The 19772-nt window shown below is 72.0% G+C and carries 24 protein-coding genes; 11 read left to right on the top strand and 13 right to left on the bottom strand.

Translation table 11 applies throughout. From position 1 onward, the window contains the following. Positions 1 to 2: 2 nt before the first annotated feature. The 5 genes from HNR40_RS23240 to HNR40_RS23220 are packed head-to-tail and all read right to left on the bottom strand — an operon-like array spanning position 3 to position 4975. Positions 3 to 1193 (bottom strand): alpha/beta hydrolase family protein, encoded by a 1191-nt coding sequence (locus tag HNR40_RS23240; RefSeq protein ID WP_184964686.1) that lies wholly within the window; start codon positions 1191 to 1193, stop codon positions 3 to 5. Further along, entirely contained in the window at positions 1190 to 2641 is a 1452-nt protein-coding gene (locus HNR40_RS23235; protein ID WP_184964684.1) for a S41 family peptidase, read from the bottom strand. The genes HNR40_RS23240 and HNR40_RS23235 overlap by 4 nt, the downstream gene beginning before the upstream one ends. Then, positions 2638 to 3702 carry an ABC-2 membrane transporter-related protein gene (locus HNR40_RS23230; RefSeq protein WP_184964682.1) on the bottom strand — a complete coding sequence of 355 codons (1065 nt, stop codon included), beginning with the start codon at positions 3700 to 3702 and terminating at the stop codon, positions 2638 to 2640. Before HNR40_RS23230 ends, HNR40_RS23235 begins: the two co-directional genes overlap by 4 nt. Beyond that, on the bottom strand, positions 3699 to 4586 hold the full coding sequence (locus HNR40_RS23225) for an ABC transporter ATP-binding protein (protein ID WP_184964680.1): 888 nt from the start codon (positions 4584 to 4586) through the stop codon (positions 3699 to 3701). The genes HNR40_RS23230 and HNR40_RS23225 overlap by 4 nt, the downstream gene beginning before the upstream one ends. Then, complete coding sequence (locus HNR40_RS23220) at positions 4583 to 4975, bottom strand: GntR family transcriptional regulator (RefSeq protein WP_312896485.1); 393 nt, start codon at positions 4973 to 4975, stop codon at positions 4583 to 4585. Before HNR40_RS23220 ends, HNR40_RS23225 begins: the two co-directional genes overlap by 4 nt. Positions 4976 to 5072: 97 nt before the next feature. Between HNR40_RS23220 and HNR40_RS23215 the strand changes: the two genes are divergently transcribed. Beyond that, the gene (locus HNR40_RS23215) at positions 5073 to 5867 is read left to right on the top strand and encodes an SDR family NAD(P)-dependent oxidoreductase (protein WP_184964676.1); all 795 of its coding nucleotides are present in this window, start codon (positions 5073 to 5075) and stop codon (positions 5865 to 5867) included. Here the strand turns inward: HNR40_RS23215 and HNR40_RS23210 are convergent. Continuing rightward, complete coding sequence (locus tag HNR40_RS23210; RefSeq protein ID WP_184964673.1) at positions 5845 to 6786, bottom strand: AraC-like ligand-binding domain-containing protein; 942 nt, start codon at positions 6784 to 6786, stop codon at positions 5845 to 5847. The genes HNR40_RS23215 and HNR40_RS23210 overlap by 23 nt on opposite strands. Before the next feature lie 81 nt (positions 6787 to 6867). On the opposite strand from HNR40_RS23210, the gene HNR40_RS23205 reads away from it, so the two are divergent. The 5 genes from HNR40_RS23205 (at position 6868) to HNR40_RS23185 (ending at position 11628) form a co-directional block, all read left to right on the top strand. Further along, positions 6868 to 8340 carry an aldehyde dehydrogenase family protein gene (locus tag HNR40_RS23205; RefSeq protein WP_184964671.1) on the top strand — a complete coding sequence of 491 codons (1473 nt, stop codon included), beginning with the start codon at positions 6868 to 6870 and terminating at the stop codon, positions 8338 to 8340. A gap of 144 nt (positions 8341 to 8484) precedes the next feature. Continuing rightward, the gene (locus tag HNR40_RS23200; RefSeq protein WP_221340728.1) at positions 8485 to 9981 is read left to right on the top strand and encodes a ricin-type beta-trefoil lectin domain protein; all 1497 of its coding nucleotides are present in this window, start codon (positions 8485 to 8487) and stop codon (positions 9979 to 9981) included. Positions 9982 to 10065: 84 nt separating this feature from the next. Next, positions 10066 to 10458, top strand: a complete 393-nt coding sequence (locus tag HNR40_RS23195) for a VOC family protein (RefSeq protein ID WP_184964669.1) — start codon at positions 10066 to 10068, stop codon at positions 10456 to 10458. 28 nt (positions 10459 to 10486) lie between these two features. Then, positions 10487 to 11356, top strand: coding sequence for a sigma-70 family RNA polymerase sigma factor (locus tag HNR40_RS23190; RefSeq protein ID WP_184964667.1), 870 nt, complete (start codon positions 10487 to 10489; stop codon positions 11354 to 11356). A gap of 74 nt (positions 11357 to 11430) precedes the next feature. Further along, a complete protein-coding gene (locus tag HNR40_RS23185; protein ID WP_184964665.1) occupies positions 11431 to 11628 on the top strand; it encodes a hypothetical protein in 198 nt (65 codons plus the stop codon). On the opposite strand, the gene HNR40_RS23180 is transcribed toward HNR40_RS23185, so the two are convergent. Continuing rightward, complete coding sequence (locus HNR40_RS23180) at positions 11615 to 12118, bottom strand: hypothetical protein (protein WP_221340727.1); 504 nt, start codon at positions 12116 to 12118, stop codon at positions 11615 to 11617. The two genes, HNR40_RS23185 and HNR40_RS23180, sit on opposite strands and share 14 nt — an antisense overlap. Beyond that, positions 12115 to 12291, bottom strand: coding sequence for a hypothetical protein (locus HNR40_RS23175; RefSeq protein WP_184964663.1), 177 nt, complete (start codon positions 12289 to 12291; stop codon positions 12115 to 12117). The genes HNR40_RS23180 and HNR40_RS23175 overlap by 4 nt, the downstream gene beginning before the upstream one ends. Before the next feature lie 78 nt (positions 12292 to 12369). Here HNR40_RS23175 and HNR40_RS23170 point away from each other — a divergent pair, with 78 nt between their 5' ends. After that, positions 12370 to 12945, top strand: coding sequence for a TetR/AcrR family transcriptional regulator (locus tag HNR40_RS23170; RefSeq protein ID WP_184964661.1), 576 nt, complete (start codon positions 12370 to 12372; stop codon positions 12943 to 12945). Between the two features lie 14 nt (positions 12946 to 12959). Here HNR40_RS23170 and HNR40_RS23165 read toward each other — a convergent pair whose 3' ends face one another. Then, a complete protein-coding gene (locus HNR40_RS23165) occupies positions 12960 to 13715 on the bottom strand; it encodes a hypothetical protein (RefSeq protein ID WP_184964659.1) in 756 nt (251 codons plus the stop codon). Positions 13716 to 13899: 184 nt separating this feature from the next. Between HNR40_RS23165 and HNR40_RS23160 the strand changes: the two genes are divergently transcribed. Continuing rightward, positions 13900 to 14196 carry a hypothetical protein gene (locus HNR40_RS23160; RefSeq protein WP_184964657.1) on the top strand — a complete coding sequence of 99 codons (297 nt, stop codon included), beginning with the start codon at positions 13900 to 13902 and terminating at the stop codon, positions 14194 to 14196. Here HNR40_RS23160 and HNR40_RS23155 read toward each other — a convergent pair. Together HNR40_RS23155 and HNR40_RS23150 are read right to left on the bottom strand one after the other, a co-directional pair. Further along, on the bottom strand, positions 14166 to 14924 hold the full coding sequence (locus HNR40_RS23155) for a GntR family transcriptional regulator (RefSeq protein ID WP_184964655.1): 759 nt from the start codon (positions 14922 to 14924) through the stop codon (positions 14166 to 14168). The genes HNR40_RS23160 and HNR40_RS23155 overlap by 31 nt on opposite strands. After that, the gene (locus HNR40_RS23150) at positions 14924 to 15946 is read right to left on the bottom strand and encodes a hypothetical protein (RefSeq protein ID WP_184964653.1); all 1023 of its coding nucleotides are present in this window, start codon (positions 15944 to 15946) and stop codon (positions 14924 to 14926) included. The genes HNR40_RS23155 and HNR40_RS23150 overlap by 1 nt, the downstream gene beginning before the upstream one ends. A 149-nt stretch (positions 15947 to 16095) precedes the next feature. Between HNR40_RS23150 and HNR40_RS23145 the strand changes: the two genes are divergently transcribed. The 3 genes from HNR40_RS23145 to HNR40_RS23135 are packed head-to-tail and all read left to right on the top strand — an operon-like array spanning position 16096 to position 18143. Further along, on the top strand, positions 16096 to 16665 hold the full coding sequence (locus tag HNR40_RS23145; RefSeq protein WP_184964651.1) for an RNA polymerase sigma factor: 570 nt from the start codon (positions 16096 to 16098) through the stop codon (positions 16663 to 16665). Continuing rightward, positions 16658 to 17503 carry a hypothetical protein gene (locus HNR40_RS23140; RefSeq protein ID WP_184964649.1) on the top strand — a complete coding sequence of 282 codons (846 nt, stop codon included), beginning with the start codon at positions 16658 to 16660 and terminating at the stop codon, positions 17501 to 17503. The genes HNR40_RS23145 and HNR40_RS23140 overlap by 8 nt, the downstream gene beginning before the upstream one ends. A gap of 52 nt (positions 17504 to 17555) precedes the next feature. Next, on the top strand, positions 17556 to 18143 hold the full coding sequence (locus HNR40_RS23135; protein ID WP_184964647.1) for a dihydrofolate reductase family protein: 588 nt from the start codon (positions 17556 to 17558) through the stop codon (positions 18141 to 18143). A 7-nt stretch (positions 18144 to 18150) separates the two neighbouring features. Here the strand turns inward: HNR40_RS23135 and HNR40_RS23130 are convergent, their stop codons facing one another. Together HNR40_RS23130 and HNR40_RS23125 are read right to left on the bottom strand one after the other, a co-directional pair. Continuing rightward, positions 18151 to 18999: a shikimate dehydrogenase family protein gene (locus HNR40_RS23130; RefSeq protein ID WP_184964645.1), complete on the bottom strand. Its 849-nt coding sequence runs from the start codon at positions 18997 to 18999 to the stop codon at positions 18151 to 18153. Further along, the gene (locus HNR40_RS23125) at positions 18999 to 19772 is read right to left on the bottom strand and encodes an enoyl-CoA hydratase/isomerase family protein (RefSeq protein WP_184964643.1); all 774 of its coding nucleotides are present in this window, start codon (positions 19770 to 19772) and stop codon (positions 18999 to 19001) included. The genes HNR40_RS23130 and HNR40_RS23125 overlap by 1 nt, the downstream gene beginning before the upstream one ends.

Raw genomic sequence — 19772 nt, 5'->3', positions numbered from 1 at the left:
ACCTAGGCGCAGGTCTTCGTGGCCGGGGCGCAGTGGGTGACCTCGGGGTGGCGTGGCGACGGCCGTTCCAGGAGGGGCTGGGGCCTGGCGCGCAGGTGCAGGTCGAGGAAGGCGCGCACATAGGTGCGGGTGAGCTCGGCCGAGCGGGCCGCCGTGAGCGAGCCCGGCGGTTCCAGGCCGAGCGCGCCCGCCAGCAGCGGCACGTCGGTGAACGACTGGTGGTCGCCGCCGGGCAGCACGAGCCAGCGCTTCCAGCCGGTCAGCAGCTTCCAGTCGCGGTCCCAGGAGATGTCGCGGCCGCCCGGCTTGTGGCCCGCCGAGCCCAGGAACAACATCGGCCGCGCCAGCCCGCCCTTGGGGATGCGGGCGTAGGTGGTGCCGTCCATGTCGATTCCGGCGCGTACCCGCGAGTCCTTCACCATCGCCGCCAAGGCCCCGGCCCCGCCCATCGACTGGCCGGCCATCGCGATCTTGGCCGGGTCGATCAGCGAGGAGCCTTTCCACGCCGGCTCGTCCCCGGTCAGCCGGTCGAGCACGAAGGAGACGTCGGCCGCCCGGATCCCGGAGACCTTCGTGCCGAACCCGAAGTCGGTGTCGCTGTCGCAGGCCACGCAGTCGGCGACGCGCCCGCCGGGAAAGGTCGTCGCGTAGTTCTCGTAGGTGTGGTCGACCCCCGCGACCACGTACCCGTGGCTGGCCAGGTCCTCGGCCAGCGCCGTGAGCGTGGTCCTGGGCATCGTGAACCCGGGGGAGAGCACCACCAGCGGCAGGCTCCCGTCCCGCCCGGCCGGCGCCGCGTCCGCGAAGGCGTGCGTGCGGGTCCTGCTCAGGATGTCGAGCGGCGCGCCCGTCATCCGCTTTCCCTTCAGGGTCAGCTCCGACTCCTTCACGCTCATGTACGGCGCCGCCCGCCCGGAACGCTCCCGGGCCGGATACCACACGGTGACCATGAGCTCCCTGGCCTTCACCTCGGGAACCCACGGATCGGCCCGCGAGTCGTCGGTCAGATGCAGCACGGTCGCGCCCACCGGACGCGCACCCGTGGGCGCGGGCAGCACGGCGGGCCCGCTCGGCGTCGACGGAGTGGCCGGCGCCCCGGCCGACCGGGGCTCGACCGGCGCCGAGCAGGCCGAGACGGCCAGCGCCACGAGCCCGGCGGCGAGCCCACCTCGCAGCAGCGGCTTCAGGCTCATGACGCACTTCCTCCTGGCAGCAGGGTCAGGGCTTTGGCCAGGGCGGCATCCCGCCCCGCCGCGGCGTCCTCCGCGGTCGCCGGCACATAGTGGTCCGGCGCCACGCCCACCCGGTCGACCACCTCGCGGTTGGGCGCCAGGTGGTGCTTCGCCGGGAACGACAGCATCGTGTTGTCGCGCAGCAGGTACGGCTGCGCCGGCCCCGACACCGCGCCCGCGCTCCGCGTGCCGACCAGCTTGCCGAGGCCGTGGTCCTTGACCGCGGCGCTGAAGTGCTCGCACGCCGAGGCGCAGCCGCGGTCGGTGAGCACCACGAACGGCAGGCCGAGCAGCGGGACGCTGTCATCGGTGCGCATGGTGTCGCAGGCGCCGTCGGCCGCGCACTGGTAGGCGGTGACCTTGCCGTGCGCGAACGCGCCGAGCAGCCGGTTCACCTCGACGGGGCTGCCGCCGCCGTTGCCGCGCAGGTCCATGACCAGACCGGTGAGCTCGCCGCCGGTCTTCAGCCTGGAGATCGCCTTGAGCACCCGGTCGGCGGCGTCGGGGCCGAAGCCGCGCAGCCGTACGTGGGCGACGCCGTCGCCGAGGCGGACCGCGCTGACGGTCCGCATGGCGGCCGGGTCGGGCTGGAACAGGCCGGGCTTCAGCGTCACCTCCCGGCGGCGGCCGGTGTCCTGGCGCAGCACCCGCAGCCGGACCGGGTCTGCCTGCGGATAGCGCGGGTAGAGGGCGGTGATCGCGGCGGGGGTGACGGCATCGCCGACGAAGGGGGCGGAGCCGTTCACCGACTCGATGATGTCGCCGGGCCGCAGCCCGGCGCGCTCGGCCGCGCCGCCCAGCACGGACGTGACGAACAGCGGGGGCAGCGCGGTGCCGGGGTTGCCGCCCACCTGGGGGCCGAGGCTGGGCTTGAATCCCAGGCCGTACTGCTCGTCGTCGTAGGCGCTGGGCGCGCGCTGGAGGTCGTGCGCCCAGCGGGCGTGGTTGTCGTTCAGGGCGTCGACGATGGCCTGCAGGGTGGTGGCGGCCAGCCGTTCGCGCAGCTTCGTGTCCTGCGGCAGCAGGTCGGTGAGGCGCCGGTAGAGCTTCTCGAACGCCGCCCAGTCGGCCGTGCGGTCCCCGCTCATCGCGGGCATGGTGGCCTCGGCCAGGTCGTGACCGCTGCGGTTGAGCTCCTGGGTGAAGGCGAGGAATCCGGCGTTCAGCAGCGTGCGGGCGTCCAGTGTGGGCCCGCTGTAGTAGCGGGACAGGATGCAGAGGTAGGCCTGCTCGACGACGTCGATCGTGGTGGGAGTCTCGGCGGCGGGCGGGGCGCCGCGCGGCGGTTCCGCGCACACCGGCGGCCCGCCGGCGCTCGTCTGGCCGGGCAGGGCGCGCGGCGGCGTCTGGCCCGTGCAGGCCGCCGCCAGCAGGAGGGCGAGCCCGGCGGCCACGGTCTTCGCGCTCATGACAGGCGCCTCCTGATCCACCAGAAGCAGAAGCCCGTCAGGCCCAGCGTGAGCAGGGCGTAGGCGCCGGTCTCGATCGCCTGGAAGGTCCAGAACCGGGTGAACGGGTGGTAGATGGCCTGCTGCCGGTAGCCCAGCCGGTTGACCTCGGCCAGGCACGCGCCCATCCCGCCCTCTCCCGGCGCCGCCACCGAGGGCGGCGCGCACGGTCCCGAGGTCGCGGAGATCGGAACGATGGTGCCCGCGTCGTCGCTGCTCATCGGGCGGCCGGAGGGGTCGACCAGCTCGCTGGACAGGACCCAGGCGCCGGTGTGGCCGGGGATGGCATTCTCCAGGGCGACCCGGGGACTCGATCCGTCGCGGGGCAGGCCGAAGACGTCGATGTTCTCCTGGCTGAGCTGGAAGGCCGAGGTGACCGGGGCCTGCAGGTGGGGTCTGGCCAGCAGCGGCACGAGGATCTGGAGTGCGGCGAAGACGGCCAGGGTGACGGCCATCGCGGTCAGCGTGCGGCGCAGGAGCATCCCGACGGTCACGCCCAGCATGAAGGCGAAAGCGGCGTACCCCATGGGGACGATGCCGCGCGCGCCGAACACCAGCGGGTCCATGAGCGCGAACCCCGGCGCGGCCGAGCTGTCCAGCGGGCCCGACCACCACGTCACCACGAGGCTGCCCAGGCCGGCGGCGGCCACGGCGGCCAGGCCGATGACGGCGAGCTTGACGGCCAGCCAGCGGGCGCGGGTGATGCTCTGGTTCCACACGAGAAGGTGCGTGCCGGCCTCCAGTTCGCGGGTGATCAGCGGCGCGCCCCAGAACAGGCCGGTCAGGGCCGGCAGGACCAGGCCGACGACGGTGACCAGGAGGAAGGAGGCTTGGTTGTCCTCGAAGAACCGGTCGAAGAAGCGCGCGCAGTCGCCGCCCTCGCCGGTGCAGGAGGCGACGCCGGCGGAGTACTCCGCGGCCAGTCCGGGGCCGGTGATGGCCAGGACGGCGGCCAGGACGAGCAGGATCGCGCCCATCATCGCGGCCGCGCCGCGGAACTGGCGCCAGGTCAGCCAGATCATCGCTGGACCTCCAGGACCGCGCGCCGGGGCTCCGCGGGCATTTCCATGTAGGCCAGGACGAGGTCCTCCAGACTGAGCCGGCTGACCGTCCAGGCGGGGTCGTGGATCGGGGACTCGGTGCGCACGATGAAGGTGCTCTGCCGTTCGGTGTGGCGCGCGCTGACGATCTCCTGGTCGGCGGGCAGCCGGTCGGGGTCGCGGCGGGGGCCGGTGAGCCGGTGGTGGGTGGACAGGAGCCGGTCGGCCTCGCCCGCCACCCGCACCCGCGAGTCGACCAGCACGACCAGGTAGTCACACGTGCGTTCCAGGTCGGCGACCAGATGGGAGGAGAGCAGAACGCTGAGCTCGTGCTCGACGACCGCCTCCATCAGGCCCTGCAGGAACTCGCGGCGGGCCAGCGGGTCGAGCGAGGCGACCGGCTCGTCCAGGATCAGCACCTCGGGCCGCTTGGCCAGGCCCAGCGTGAGGGCGAGCTGGGCGCGCTGGCCGCCCGACAGCCGGCCCGCCTTGTGGGCGGGGTCGAGGCCGAGCGCGGCGATCCGGTCGCGGGCCAGCGCGGCGTCCCAGCCGGGGTTGAGCCGGGCGCCCAGCCGGAGATGGTCGGCGACGCTCAGCCCCGCGTAGACGGGGGTGTCCTGGGCGACGAATCCCACCTTCGCGAGCTGGGCCGGACCGGCCGCGGGCAGGCCCCCGAGGACCGTGATGCTGCCCGACGTCGGCGCCAGCTGGCCCGCCGCCATCTTCAGCAGCGTCGTCTTGCCGGCCCCGTTGGGACCCACCAGCCCGACGACGTGCCCGGCCGGGATCTCGATGGTGCAGTCCCTGAGGGCCCAGCGCCGGCCGTACCTTCTGCCCAGCTCGTGGGCCTGCAGGACAGCGGTCATGCTATGTCCTCCTGTGCGGCGGTCCGAAAGGTGTTCATGAACAGCGCCTCGATGCTCTCGTCGTCGAGACCGGCAAGCCGGGCCTTGGCCAGCCAGACGCGCAGCTCCCTGCGCAGCGGGGTGTGGGCGGCCAGCGAGGCGTCGGTCAGCGTCCTGGTGACGAAGGTGCCGACGCCCGGCCGGGCCGCCACCAGGTCCTCGTGCTCGAGCTCCCGGTAGGCCTTGAGCACCGTGTTGGGGTTGATCGCCAGGTTCGCGACCACGTCCTTGACGGTGGGGAGCTGGTCGCCTTCGCGTAGCAGGCCCAGCCGCAGCGCCTGCCGTACCTGCTGGACGATCTGCAGGTACGGCGAGACGCCCGAGCGGCCGTCCAGATGGAACTCGATCACCGGTTCTCCCATTTATCTAGTCTCCTAGGACTTTAGGATAACGGATATCAATGGAGCGTAAGTAGTGCTCGTATAGGATTTGCGATAATCTCGGGCCGTGACACGCGTGGTGATCGTCACGGGCGGCGGGAGCGGCATCGGCGCGGCCGTGGCCAGGGCGGCGGACGACGACACCCGGGTCGTGATCTGCGGGCGGCGCAGGTCGGCCCTGGACCGGGTCGCGGCGGAGACCGGCGCGCTGCCGATCGTCGCCGACGTCACCTCAGAGCAGGATGTCGGCGCGCTGGTCGCCGAGGTGGTCGCGTCCTTCGGGCGGCTGGACGGCGTGGTGGCCAACGCCGGGGTGATGCGCGCGGGCACCGTGCTCACGCTGACGCCCGAGGACTGGGAGACCAGCCTGCGCACGAACCTCACCTCCGGCTACCTGCTGGCGCGGGCGGCGCTGCCCCATCTCATCGCCGCTTCCGGGGCGTTCGTCGCGGTGAGCTCCATCGCGGCGCTGCGGGCGCCCGCGGGTGCCTCTGCCTACGCCGCCTCCAAGGCCGGGCTCACGATGCTCACCCAGACGCTCGCCGCCGACTTCGGCCCGCAGGGCGTGCGGGCGAATGTCGTGTGCCCCGGCTGGGTGCGCACCGAGATGGCCGACGAGGAGATGCGCGAGTTCGGGCAGCCGCTGGGGCTCGGCCGCGAGGAGGCCTACGCCGAGATCACCAGGCTGGTGCCGCAGCGCCGTCCCGCCGCCCCCGAGGAGGCGGCCGCCGCCGTCGTGTGGCTGCTGAGCGGCGCCGCCTCCTACGTCAACGGGGCGGTGCTGACCGTCGACGGCGGCACCACCCTGCTCGACCCGGGCACGCTCGCCTTCGACTTCGTCATTCGCCCGCGTGACGGCTGAGCCGGTATTCGTGGGGCGCCAGCCCGTACCCTTCCTTGAACACCCGGCTGAAGTGCGCGGCGTCGGTGAACCCCCAGCGCGCGCCGATGGCGCGCACGGCCACCTCGCGTGAGCGGGGGTCGAGCAGATCGCGGCGGCAGCGCTCCAGGCGCAGGTCGCGGATGTACCTCGACACCGTGACGCCCTCGGCGCGGAACACCTTGTGCAGGTATCCGGGGGAGACGTGGCAGGCCGCGGCGACCGTCTCCGGGCCGAGCCCGGGCTCGCCGAGACGTGCCGCGATGACCGCCTTGACCCGCTCGCGCAGCACGGGCGCCGGAGCGGTGGTGTGTTCGCCCAGGCAGGACGCGTAGAGCGTGGCGACCAGGTCGACGACGTTGTCGGCCAGCCGGGCCGCGGGCGCGCCGCCGATCTCGTCGAGGTGACCGGCGAGGTTCACCAGCAGCGGGCAGACCACGCCGCCCAGCCCACGCCCGCCCGCGATCCGCCGCGCGGTGACCTCGCGCATCGCCCGCTGCGGCAGGCGCAGCTCGCCGCGCGGGAACATCACCACGATCACCCTGCACGTTCCGTCGAAGACGACCTGGTACGGCCGGCTCGTGTCGTAGATCGTGAGGTCGCCGGGCAGCAGGGGAGTGTCACGGCCGTCCTGCCGGATCCGCACCCGGCCGCTGACGGGCAGGCTCAGCTTGTAGAAGCCGGGCCCGGCCGAGCTCCTGATGTGCCGGTCGGTGCGTTCGGCGCGGTGCGGGCCGGCGGTGACCTCGGTGACGAGGACGTGGCCGATCTGGCGGCCGGTGATCTCGCCGGAACAGTCCCGCCGGAACTCGAAGTCGAGCGGGACGAAGCTTTGGGCGACCGTGTGCCGCCAGAGCTCTTCGCGATCCCGCGCCGGGACGTCGCTCGTCCGGAGCCTCATATAGGAAACCGTACATGAACAGGCAACGAATGGATGCTCCCGGACAAGGCGCGATCGGCGGCCCGCGTTCATGCTCAGGACATGACGATCACGCTGGAGGGCTCCTCGACACCCCGGCTGCGCGCACCGGGCCGGCTGTTCATCGGCGGCACGTGGCGCCCGGCGGCCGACGGCCGCGAGTTCGCCACCCTGGACCCGTCGACCGGCGCCGAACTGGGCACGGTCGCCGAAGCCGGTGCGGCCGACGTCGGCGCGGCCGTGGCCGCGGCGCGGACCGCGCTGCACGACGCCGCCTGGGCGCGTATGTCCCCGTCCGCGCGCGGACGCCTGCTGTGGCACCTGGCCGACCTGATCGACGCGCACGCCGACGAACTGGCCCGCCTGGAATCCCACGACCAGGGCCAGCCGCTCGGCATCGCGCGGGAGATCTCCGTCGGGGGCACCGCCGAGCACTTCCGCTACTTCGCCGGCTGGACCACCAAGATCGAAGGCGCGACGATCCCGGTGTCGCTGCCCGACGTCATGCACTACACCCGCCGCGAGCCGGTGGGCGTCTGCGCGCTCATCACGCCCTGGAACTTCCCGCTCATGATCCTCGCCTGGAAGCTCGCACCCGCGCTCGCCTGCGGCAACACGGTGGTGATCAAACCGGCCGAGCAGACGCCGCTGACCGCGCTGAAGCTCATGGAGCTGTGCGAGCGGGCCGGCTTCCCGGCCGGCGTCGTCAACCTCCTGACCGGCGGCCCCGACACGGGCGCGGCCCTGGCCGCCCACCCCGGCGTGGACAAGGTGTCGTTCACCGGCTCCACCGAGACCGGCCGCAGCATCCTGCGGGCCTCGGCGGGCAACCTGGCCCGCGTCACCCTCGAACTGGGCGGCAAGACCCCGGTGATCGTCGCGGCCGACGCCGACATGGAACGGGCCGTGGCCGGGTGCGTCCAGGGCGCGATGTTCAACAGCGGCCAGGTGTGCGCGGCGTACGCGCGCTTCTACGTCGACGCCCGCCGGGCCGACGAGTTCACCGAACGCGCCGCCGACCTGGCCCGGCGCATCGTCCTGGGCGCCGACACCGGCCCGCTGATCAGCGCCGAGCACCTGGGAAGGGTCGACCGGTACGTACGCGAGGGCGTCGCCGCCGGGGCCACCTTGCTGACCGGTGGCGCCCGCGCCGGCGGCCCGCTCGCCGGCGGCTACTTCTACCAGCCCACCGTCTTCGCCGGGGTCGGCGACGACATGAGCATCGCCAGGGAGGAGATCTTCGGCCCGGTGATGTCGGTCCTCACCTATGACGACCCGGCCGAGCTCGCCGGGCGCGCCAACGACAGCTCCTACGGCCTGGCCGCCTCCATCTGGACCGACGACCTGACCACGGCCCACCGGCTGGCGGCCGACATCCGGGCGGGGACCGTCTTCGTCAACATGCTGCACACCCCCGATCCGGCGGCGCCGTGGGGCGGATTCAAGAGCAGCGGGTTCGGTCGGGAGATGGGCGCGTACGCGCTGGAGGTCTACACCGAGGTCAAGGGCGTCTTCATCAACCTCGCGCCCCACTGAGCCCTGTTACAAAGTGACGCTTTTAGACCGAACCCGATCGAGTTTGCCTGTCTCGCGCATTGACTTCGAGTGAAGTGGCTGTAAGGCTCACGGTGAGAGAGCGCTCTCACGCCGAGTCCGCCCACCCCCCGAGAAGGACCTGCCGTGAGACTCACCCTGTTAGCCGGCGGGGCGCTCCTCGCCGCCCTCGTGATCGTCCCGTCGTCCCCGGCGCATGCCGTACCGACTCCGCCCGATTCCTCCGCCGCCGACCAAGCTCTCCAGCGCGACCTCGGCCTGACCCCCGCGCAGGCCCGGATCCGGCAGGCGCACGAGGCCGCCGCTGCCGTGATGGAGCGCCAGGTGCGCGGCCGCCTCGGCGACCGCGTCGCCGGCGCCTGGTTCGACGCCACTCAGGGACGGCTCGCCGTCGCCGTCCTGACCTCCCGCGACGCCGACCTCGTCCGTACGGCGGGCGCCCTGCCCGTCCAAGTCTCCCGCGACGCAAAGGACCTCGCCGCCACCAAGGCCAGGCTCGACAAGGCCGGACCCGGCGAGAACGTCCACTCCTGGCACGTCGACCCGGCCGCGAACACCGTCGTGGTGTCGGCCGCCGACACCGCCTCGGCCGAACGCTTCGTGAAGCAGGCCGGAGTGGCCGGCCGGGACGTGCGGATCACCGTCTCCGAGCCGCCGCGCACCCTCTACGACATCCGCGGCGGCGACCAGTACGTCATCAACGGCAACACGCTCTGCTCGGTCGGCTTCGCGGTCAACAACGGCGGCTTCGTCACCGCCGGCCACTGCGGTGGCGCGGGCAGCCCCACCCTCGGCTACAACAACGTCAACCAGGGCACCGTCGCCGGCTCGTCGTTCCCGGGCAACGACTACGGGTGGGTACGCGCCAACGGCGACTGGACGCCCCGCCCGTGGGTCAACAACTACGGCGGCGGCAGCGCCGTGGTGGCCGGATCGCAGGAGGCCGTGGTCGGCGCCTCGATCTGCCGCTCCGGCCGTACCACGGGCTGGCGCTGCGGCGTCGTCCAGGCCAAGAACGTCACCGTCGACTACGGCGGCGGCGCCCTCGTGTACCAGCTCACCCAGACCTCCGCGTGCGCGCAGGGCGGCGACTCCGGCGGCGCGTTCATCAGCGGCGACCAGGCCCAGGGCGTCACCTCGGGCGCGTCGGGCAACTGCTCCAGCGGTGGCAACACCTTCTACCAGCCGGTCAACGAGATCCTCGGCGCGTACGGCCTGAGCCTGACCACGACCGGCGGAGGCGGCAGCACGAGCCGCATCGTCGGCTGGCAGAACAAGTGCATCGACGTCCCCTACGGCAACGGCGCCGACGGCCAGGCCCTCTGGCTCTGGGACTGCAACACCAGCGCCGCGCAGAGGTGGACGTTCCCCGGTGACGGCACCATCCGGGCCTTCGGGCTCTGCATGGACGTGGCCTGGGGTTCCAGGGACAACGGCGCCGTCATCCAGCTCGCGCACTGCAGCGGCAACCCCGCGCAGCAGTTCGTGCTGAGCGGCGCGGGCGACCTGGTCAACCCGCAGTCCAGCAAGTGCGTGGACGTCAAGGACTGGGGTGGCAGCGGCGCCGCGCTGATCCAGTACGAGTGCCACGGCGGCGCCAACCAGAAGTGGTGGCGCGGCTGATCGCTGGTGGGTCTGTTACCTCTTCCCGTCGGCTCCCGTCATACAGGTGACAACACGTCAACCTACAAGGGAGTCGAGAACAGGATGCTGACCACCATCATGTACGCCACGGTCTACGTCACCGACCAGGACCGCGCGCTGAAGTTCTACACCGAAGGGCTCGGACTGGAGAAGCACGCCGACTATCCGGGCCCTGACGGACGTTTCCTCACCGTGGGCGTCCCCGGAAACCCCGTGAAGATCATTCTTTGGAAGCACGCGCCGGCCTCGGGACAGCCGGCCGAGCCGGGCGGCGCGCCCGGTCCGCTCATCCTGGAGTCGGACGACCTGAGGAAGGACTTCGAGGAGTTCCGCCGGCGAGGCGTGACTTTCGACGAGCCCGAGCCGGTGGACTACCCTTTCGGCGTCCGCGTCGAGGCGGTGGACCCGGACGGCAACCGGATCTCCCTGCGCCAGCAGCGCCGCGTGAACCGCTGACGTCCGCGAGCTGAGGAAAGGTGCCGAGGTGACTGACACCAGCCTGGTGGCCGGCGTGTTCGAAGCCCAGCGTGACCGGCTGCGCGCGATCGCCTACCGGGTCCTCGGGTCGCACGCCGACGCCGAGGACGCGGTTCAGGAGACCTGGCTACGGCTCGCCCGCCAGGACCCGGCCACCATCGGCAACCTGGCGGGCTGGCTCACCACGGTGGTCGGCCGGATCAGCCTCGACGTCCTGCGGGCCCGCCGGTCCCGGCCCGAGGCGGCGTACGACGACCAGTTGCCCGAGCTCGTGGTGACGGTCGACGACGGCCCCGCGCCGGAGGACGACGTGGCGCTGGCCGACTCGGTCGGGCTGGCGCTGCTGGTCGTCCTGGACTCGCTCAAGCCGGGGGAGCGGCTGGCGTTCGTGCTGCACGACCTGTTCGCGGTGCCGTTCGACGAGATCGGCCGGATCCTCGGCAAGTCCACCGACGCCACCAAGATGCTCGCCAGCCGCGCCCGCAGAAAGGTACAGGCGACCGGGCAGCCCGCCGCCGCCCGGCGGGAGCAGCGGGAGGTGGTCCAGGCCTTCCTGGCGGCGACCCGGCACGGCGACTTCGAGGGGTTGCTCCGCGTGCTCGACCCCGAGGTGAAGCTGACCGTCGACACCGCCGACGGCGTGGTCGTCGTCCTCGGCGCCACCAAGGTCGCCGCCGGAGCGCGGCTGTCGGCCACCGCCGCCGCGCGGGGCCGCGACGTGCTCGTCAACGGCCGGCCCGGCATGGTGGCGTGGCGGGAGGACGGCGCCCCGCTCTCGGTCATGGCGTTCACCGTCGCCGAGGGCCGGATCACGGGCATCACGATCGTGACCGATCCGGCCCGGCTCGCCTCCATGGACCTGCCCGCCCCGGAGTGACCCACCGTCCGGGACCCCTCCCGGACGATGACCCCGATGCTACGGACGGTACCGACACAGCCGAGGAGACGAGCATGCGGGCACTGGCCGACTGGCTGACCATCATCCTGTGCTTCCTGGCGATGATCCCGCTGCTTCTGGCCTCACAAGGGCTGAAACGACGTGCCGACGGGACCAACCGCTGGGAGTTCACCTGGTGGGCGAAGGTGTTGCTGGCCACGGGGGCGGTCTTCCTGGCCTTGCTCCTGCTCGTCCAGTTCACGATGCGCTAGCTGTCGGTCGGGTACGGCGCCAGCCGTACCCGGTCAGGCCACGCGGTTTGTAGACGGACAGGACCGTCGCGATGACCAGCACCGTCGCGCCCCCGATCGAATGCGGCAGCGTCGCGGGCAGGAGGCGCGGGTCGGCGTCGTCCAGCGCCGTTTCCGTCAGCGAGCGCACCGTCCGGCTTTCGACCAGCAGGACGACCGTGGCCGCCACGGTGAGGACGAGCTTCACCAGCACCCAGTAGTGACGCAACAGCCCCCAAGGCGTCCCCAGGGCGTTGACCAGCCCGACGACGAGGGAGGCCCCGGCCAGCGGCACGATCGCGAAGCGGACCAGCACGTCCATGCCCGTGTACGCGCCGCGCACCGCCGCGACGTCCGTGCCGAACGCGGCCGTGACGTCCAGGGCCAGGTAGGCGAGGACCGCGCCGAGCCATCCGACGGAGGTGGCGATGTGCGTGGTCAGGATGAGTTTGCGCAGGCGGGGCGGCATCACGGGCGGGGCTCCGCGCCGGTCGCCGCGTGCGCCGGGGAGGCGTGACGGCCGGGGCCGTGTTCGCCGCCGACGCCGAGGACCTGGGCGATGAGGAACGCCAGGAGCAGCACGGCCGCGACGATCCCGGAGATCTTCACCCACTTGGGGGCCGGTGGGGGTGTCGGGGAAGACATGTCGTTCTCCTTTTTGCGAGACAGTATGTCGCTATAGGAGATATCTGTCACGACCCTGTCGTCCCGTATGCTTGGGCGGTGCCCAAACTGTGGAACGAGACCATCGAGGCGCATCGGGCCGCCGTGCGAGACGCGATCCTGGACGCCGCCTGGGCGCTGGTCGTCGAGCGCGGGCTGATGTCCGTCACGATGGCGGGGATCGCCGAGCGGGCGGCCATCGGCCGGGCCACGGTCTACAAGTACTTCACCGATGTGGAATCGGTCCTGGCCGCCTGGCACGAACGCCAGGTCGCCGCCCATCTCCAGCAGCTCGCCGAGATCGCCAACCGGCCGGGCGCGGCGGGCAGCCGGTTGGAGGCGGTGCTGGCCGCGTACGCGCGCATCCTGCGGGGCCGTGGGGAACACGGCCCCGACCTGGGCGCGCTCCTGCACCGCGACGGGCAACCTGAGCACGCCCAGCGGCACCTCGCCGACCTCGTCCGCGCCCTGCTGGAGGAGGGGGTGGGGAGCGGGGAGTTTCGGGCTGACGTGCCCGCCGGGGAACTCGCGCGCTACTGCCTCCACGCGCTGTCGGCCGCCGCGGGCATGGCCTCGGAGGCCGCCGTGGTACGGCTGGCCGGGGTGGTCATGAGCGGCGTCGCGGCTGGTGGTTGAGCCACGGGGTTCGGTCAGCCTCGGAGTCGTTCCAGGAGCTTCTTGGCCGCCTCGTGGCGCTCGCCGTACTTCACCGGATCGCCCTCGCTGAGCCGACCGAAGATCTCGACCGCTTCGGCGGCCAGCTGGATGGCCTCGTCCTTACGGCCCACTGTTTCGAGGTAGGGCGTGACGGGCCACATGATCCACTCGCCGGGCGTGGGTGCGTGCTCGGGAAGCGTCCGCATGATCGTGACGGCCTCCAGGGCGCGGGCCACCGCCCAGGAACGCTCCGGCTCGGGCCGGTGCCAGAGTTCCTGGGACATGACGATGAGCTGCTGCGCCTGGCCGAAGAAGGCCGTGGTCTTGACCTGGCTGGGAGCGAGCCGGGTGTGCCTGATCATCTTGTCGCCGGTCGCGGTGAGGACGTTCATCTCGCCCTCCTCGCCGCTCACCACCACGGGACGGACGGAGGGCCACGGCCGGCCGAGCGGGAACCACTGGACCCAGCGGCGTTCGGCCCGATCGAAGTAGGTGGAGCGGACCCGCAGATCCGGACCGGCCCAGAAGATCTGCATGTCCTCCGGGGAGGAGGAGACGGCGACGATCCCGGGCGGCAACCACGACACCCCGGCATCGGTGACCCGCACCGGCGGCGGCCACGGGGCGTCCGGCTGTGTGCCGTCGAAGGCGGCGCTCCACAACGAGGCGTCCTTCGTGGGCCAGAAGATGCTGATCTGCCAGGGCTTGGGGGAGACGGCGGCCACCGGCGAGTCCGTGGGGTCGGCCAAGCCGGGGGGCTGGCACGACGACGGCCAGAAGAAGTTCGGGCCGCCGCACACTCAGGACATTAGGTGTAGGCGAGCGCGGCGAGCCGATGATCGAACACCCGGCCAGGACCCTGCGTGCTGGGGCGGAAGAAAACGATTCACCCTCCAGCAGGGCGTTCACCGCCAGGCGCGAGTTGTCGTCGGCGTGGCCGCGCAGCGTGGCGTCCGCGCCGCCGCCCACCCACGCGCCGAGCTGGTCGATCGCGGTACGCGCCGAGCCGCGGAAGCCGTCGAGGTCGCGTTGGAGCGGGAGGACGTACGCCTCGTGCTGGTGGCCCAGGAGCTGCTTGACGGCTTCGAGTACGCCGTCGAGCTGGGCCCGCATCGCCTGGAAGCGCTGGTCCATGTCGCGCAGCCTGGCGAGATCGGGCCTCGGGGCGTCGTCCTGAGTAGGGCCTGCTCATGGCCGGGTCAGGTGCCTACTTCGAAGACGATGTCGTAGAAGTCGCCTCGGTAGGTGGATCGTCCCCATTCGACCACGGCGCCGTGCCGGTCCCAGGCCTGCCGTTCCACCAGAAAAGAGGGCGACGCGGGGGCGGCGCCGAGCAGGGCCGCCTCCTGCTCGCCCAGCGCGATCGCGGAGACCCGGTGCACGGCCCGCTCGACCCGCACGTCCCAGCGGTCGCTGAGCGCCGCGTACAGGGACATGTCATCGCGCAGTACGCGCGGCAGGCCGGGAAAGCGGCGCGCGGACAGATGGGTGTGCTCGATCGCGATCGGAGTGCCGTCGGCGGAGCGGAGTCTGCGCAGGTCGATGACACGTTCGCCGGCGTCGACACCGAGCCGCTCGGCGAGGGCGGCGCCGGCCCGGCGGGTGCGGACCGACAGGATGCGGGCGGCCGGGGTCCTGCCCCGGGCCCGCATCTCCTCGCTGAAGGAGGCCATGGTGGTGCCCTGCTGCAGCTTCGGCTCGGCCACGTACGTGCCGGAACCGCTGGAACGCCGGATCACGCCCAGCATGACGAGCTCCTGGATCTTCTGCCGGACCGTTCCCCTGGCCACCTGGTAGCGCTCGGCGATCGAGCGTTCCGAGGGCAGCAGCGTGCCCGGCGGCAGGGCGCGCACCATGAGCTCCAGGATCTCCCTGATCTGGTCGCCCTTGTTGCGGTCGGGGTCGAGGTCCGGCGGCAGCGCGAGGTCGTGGAAGCTGTCATGCGGCGTGCGGGCCATCAGCGGAAGTCGCTGATGCGGAAGACCGCCAGCATGTCCGCCCCACGCGCGCCGGTGGAGAACGAGGCTTCCGCCCCGACCCATCCGCGGAAGAAACCCTTGTCGTCGATGATCTGCATGAGCGGCTTGACGTGGGAGTTGCCGGTGTAGCAGAACTGGCCGCGCTCCATCGCCAGGCACGTGCACCAGTGCCACATCGAGTCGCGGCGGTCGGAGTTGGAGATCTTCGTGAGGTAGTACTGGATGGAGCTGACGTTCGCACGGGTGCCGCCGCCGTACTTGGGGCAGCCGCCGGCCTTCTGGCACGCGCCGTTGGAGGAGGGCTGCAGGTAGGTCAGGCAGCTCGTGGTGGTCTTGCAGGCGCTGAAGGCCTTGTGGCCGAACGGCTGGTTGTTGGAGGGCACCAGCCTGCCGCCCGCCCAGCTCGTCAGGTCCTGCCGCAGTGTGCCGGGGTAGGCCTTGACCGAACTCATCGCGCGCCGGGTGCCGAGCGCGGCGTTGCTGCCGTAGGCGTAGCCGTGGGTGGCGAGCGAGCTGGACTTGAGGTCCAGCCGGGCCAGCTTCCCGTCGGGGGAGGGGCGCACGTACCACTGCTCCGTCCACGTCTGGGCGATCTTCCACCGGATGCTCACGACGTTCCCCGACACGGTGTACGTCCCGGTGCGGGTCTCGTCGGGCGCGCCGGTGAATCCGCCCGCGGTGAGCACCCGGCAGGTACGCACCCGCGTGCCCTTGCCGCCCGCCTTGGTGCTGCAGCCCGCGTCCGGGGTCATGCCGGTGGCCTGCCTGGCCTCGGGATGGCGCTGCCACCACAGGTACAGGGACGAGGTCACGGTGCCGTTCGCGGCGAAGCGGTAACTGCCCAGCCGCACCCAGTTGTCCCGGGACGACGCCTTGAGATGACCCTGCGACACGACATAGGTGGATTTGCCCCCTGGCAGGGCCGCGGCGGGCGCCGGCTGGGCGGGTGCCAGGGTGAAGGCGAGAACCACCGCCGCCCCGATGGAAAGAACGGTACGCATAGAAAGACTCCCAGTGGCCTTTACGGGCTTCGCCGAATTCCACGGGCCACCGTATCCGGTCTATACCAGATAGGTAGGCGAAAGCCGGGAAAGCTCTGCCCGGTTGCGGCGAAGGAAGGAGGAAGAACCGTTCGCAGGAAGGGGAGAGTGTGACGACCGAGTCGCCCGGGAGGGTGGACGACGACGAACTCGTCGACCGCTTCCGGCAGGACGCGGAGGAGTTCACGGCCGTCTACGACCGCTACTTCCGCGAGGTGTACCTATATGTGGCCGGACGCCTGGACGTCCAGATCGGCGAGGATCTGGCGGCCGAGACGTTCTGCCTGGCCTTTCGTGACCGGGAACGTTTCGACCCGGCGCGCGGCGGGCTGCGGCCGTGGCTGTTCGGCATCGCCACCAACCTGATCGCCCGCCACCGCCGCAAGGAGGCGCGCCACTACCGGGCCCTGGCCCGCACCGGCGAGGAGCCTCCGGCGGGCAGCCACGAGGACCGCGTGGTCGACGTGGTCGCGGCCCAGCGTATGGGGCCGCGCGTGGCCGGCGCCCTGGCCACGCTCAACCAGGGCGAACGCGACGTGGTGACGCTGAACTACCTGGCCCAGCTCACCCACCAGGAAGTGGCCGACGCCCTCGGCATCTCCTACGGGACCGTCGGGTCCCGGCTCAACCGTGCCAGAAAGAAGATCCACCAAGCGATGGCGGAGGACAATCATGGATGACCTGCACGTGATCCGGACGGTGCTCGCCAAGCCCGACCCGTCCCCGGAGGTGGTCGCCAGGCGGCGCCTGCAGGTGACCTCGCAGATGCGCCGCAGGCCGCGCGGGCGACGGGCGCGCTGGGTGCTGCTCCCGGCGGTCGCCGCCGTGGCCGCCGCCGCGTTCGTGATCGTGCCGTCCGAGCCGTCCTCGGCGCGTGAGGTCCTGCTCGTCGCGGCCACCGCCGCCGAGCGCGCCCCCGAGGGCTCAGGAACGTACTGGCACGTGACCGTCACGAAGTCCGGAGGGCCGCCGGAGGAGTACTGGTACCGGCGCGACGGGCAGATCTGGCTCAAGGGCGAGAGGTTGAAGGGGGAGGGCACGCTCTTCAAGTGGCCCGGCGAGCCGCAGCCGTTCTGGATCGGGCCGCTGAGCCTGACCTTCGAGGAACTGCGCGGCCTGCCGGAGGAGGAGACGGCGCTGACCAAGCGGCTCACGGAAGAGGTGGCCGACGCCGGCATCCGCACCAGCAGGGGCACGCCGGGCCCCGCGGAACTGCGTGGCTTCACCGTCGAGGCGCTGCTCTCGCTGATCAGCGAGGCTCCGGTCTCGTCCCAGGTGCGCGCCGCCGCGTACCGGGCGCTGGCCGCGCTGCCGGACGTCACGGACCTCGGCGAGGGCGACGGCGGGCGGCGCCTGGAGCTGCCGCTCTCGTCCGGCAGGAAGGTCGTGGTCGTTGATCCGGAGACGGCCAGGGTGCGCAACACGCCGGTCTGGGTCACCCTCAGCGGAGCGATCGCCCTGACCAAGGGCGGGGTGACGATCGACGCCGAATGGACCGACCGGCTGCCCGCCGGGTGATTGCGGGCGCGGGCGGGCGCACCGACAATGGTCGCGGCACTCGGGAGGTGCGATGAGCAAAGTGATCATGCACAACGTCGTGTCGGTCGACGGATTCATCGCCGACGCCGACGACCAGATCGGGCCCCTGTTCGAGTGGTATACCAACGGCGACACCGAACTCGTCGACGGCGGCACGCTCAAGGCGTCGCGGGCCTCGGCCGAGTACGTGCGGCCGATATGGGCCGGCATCGGGTCGATGGTGATCGGGCGGCGCCTGTTCGACATGACCAACGGCTGGGAGGGCAGGCCGCCCGCCGGTGAGCACGTGGTCGTGGTCTCCCACCGGCCCAAGCCGGACGGCTGGCACCCCGAGGCCTCCTACCACTTCGCCGCCGACGTGGCCGAGGCGGTCGCCAAGGCCGGGGAACTGGCGGGGGAGGAGCGCACGGTCGCCGTCGCGGCCGGTGACGTCGGCGGTCAGGCGCTCGCGCTCGGTCTGGTGGACGAGGTGGCGATGGACGTGGTGCCGGTGGTGTTCGGCTCGGGCAAACGTTACTTCGGCTCGGTCGACGCCCAGCACCTCCTCGAGGACCCGCACGTGGTCATCCAGGGCGACCGCGTCCTCCACCTCCTCTACCGGGTACGCCGCCGGCCGTAGGCGGCGCTCAGGGGGTGAGGTCGTCGCGGCGCAGCAGCGGTTCGACGGCCGCCCGCATGACCGCGGTGGCGTCGCCGGCGCCCGTCCAGCGGCTGAAGGCCGCGGCAGCCTGGGCCACCAGCATGCCGGCGCCCCCTGCCGCGCGCATGCCCCGGGCGCGGGCCCGCCGCACGAGTTCGGTCAGCGGCGGCAGGTAGACCACGTCGAACACGGCCGCGCACGGCGAGATCAGGCCGACGTCCACCACCGGGCCGGGGGTCAGCATGCCGACCGACGTGGCGTTGACGAACAGGTCCGCCCCGGCCAGCCGATCGCGTACGCGCGGGTCGGCGAAGGCCATCGGCTCGATCGTGGCCAGGTCGCCGAACCTGGCCGCGAGCCGGCCCGCGTCCGCGGCGTCGAGGTCGAGGACGGTGAGGTGGCCGGCTCCGTCCTTGGCCAGCCCGTACGACACGGCGTGGCTGACACCGCCCGAGCCCGCCACGACGACCTCGGCGCCGCTCAGGTCCGTGCCCACGTGCTCGCGCAGCGCCGTCATGAAACCGCTCACGTCGGTGTTGAAGCCGACCAGCCTTCCGTCCGCGCCGGCGGTCACGCTGTTGACCGCGCCGATCCGCAGGGCGTCGGGCTCGATCGCGTCGAGGAACGGCATGATCACCTGCTTGTGCGGCGCGGTGATCTGGAAGCCGAGCCAACGTTCGTCCCTGGCCTGCCGTACCTGCTCGGCCAGGTCGGATTCGCGCACCTCCCGCAGCTCGTAGCGGGCGTCGACGCCGAACGCCGCGAAGGCGGCGTTGTGCATGACGGCCGAGTGGGTCCGTCGCAACGGGTTGCCGAACAGGGCGACTGTGCGCATCACGACTTCCTGAAGGCCGGCGGACGCTTGGCCAGGAAGGCGCGGGCGCCTTCACGTGCGTCCTGGGTGGAGAAGATCTTTTCCGACTCGTCGAGCTCCAGCGCGAGTCCGTCGTCCAGCGGCCGCTCCGCGGCCTGGTCGATCAGCGATTTCGCGGCCTGTACGGCAAGCGGCCCGCGCGCGGCGATCGTCGCGGCCATCTCCCGGGCCGCGGCCAGCGCCGTGCCCGCCCGCACCACGCGGTTGACCAGGCCGATCGAGAGCGCGGTGGCGGCGTCGAGCGGCTCGCCCAGCAGGATGATCTCCTTGGCGCGGGCCGGCCCGACGATGCGCGGCAGCCGCTGGGTGCCGCCGCTGCCCGGCAGGACGCCGAGCTTGAGCTCCGGCAGGCCGAGCCTGGCCTGGTCGCCCGCGATCCGGAGGTCGCAGCAGAGCGCGAGCTCGAGGCCCCCGCCGAGCGCGTATCCCTCGACGGCCGCGATGGACGGCACCCGGAGCTTGGCGAGCTGACGGTAGACCAGCTTCTCCAGCAGCAGTTTGCGCTCGGCGACGTGCTCGTGCAGCTCGTCGAACTCGGCGATGTCCGAGCCCGCGCAGAAGGCCCGCGTCCCCGCGCCGTGGAGGATCACGACCCTGGTGTCCTCGTCGTCGCCGACGGCGCGCAGGGCCGCGCGCAGTTGCCCGGTCAGCTCGCGGGAGACCACGTTCACCGGCGGATTGTCCAGCTCGATCTCCGCGCAGGCTCCGTGCGTCACGTTGACCAGCGTCGCCAT

It is taken from the genome of Nonomuraea endophytica (assembly GCF_014203235.1).
Lineage (GTDB): Bacteria > Actinomycetota > Actinomycetes > Streptosporangiales > Streptosporangiaceae > Nonomuraea > Nonomuraea endophytica.
This window is presented reverse-complemented; position numbering and strand designations above follow the sequence as displayed.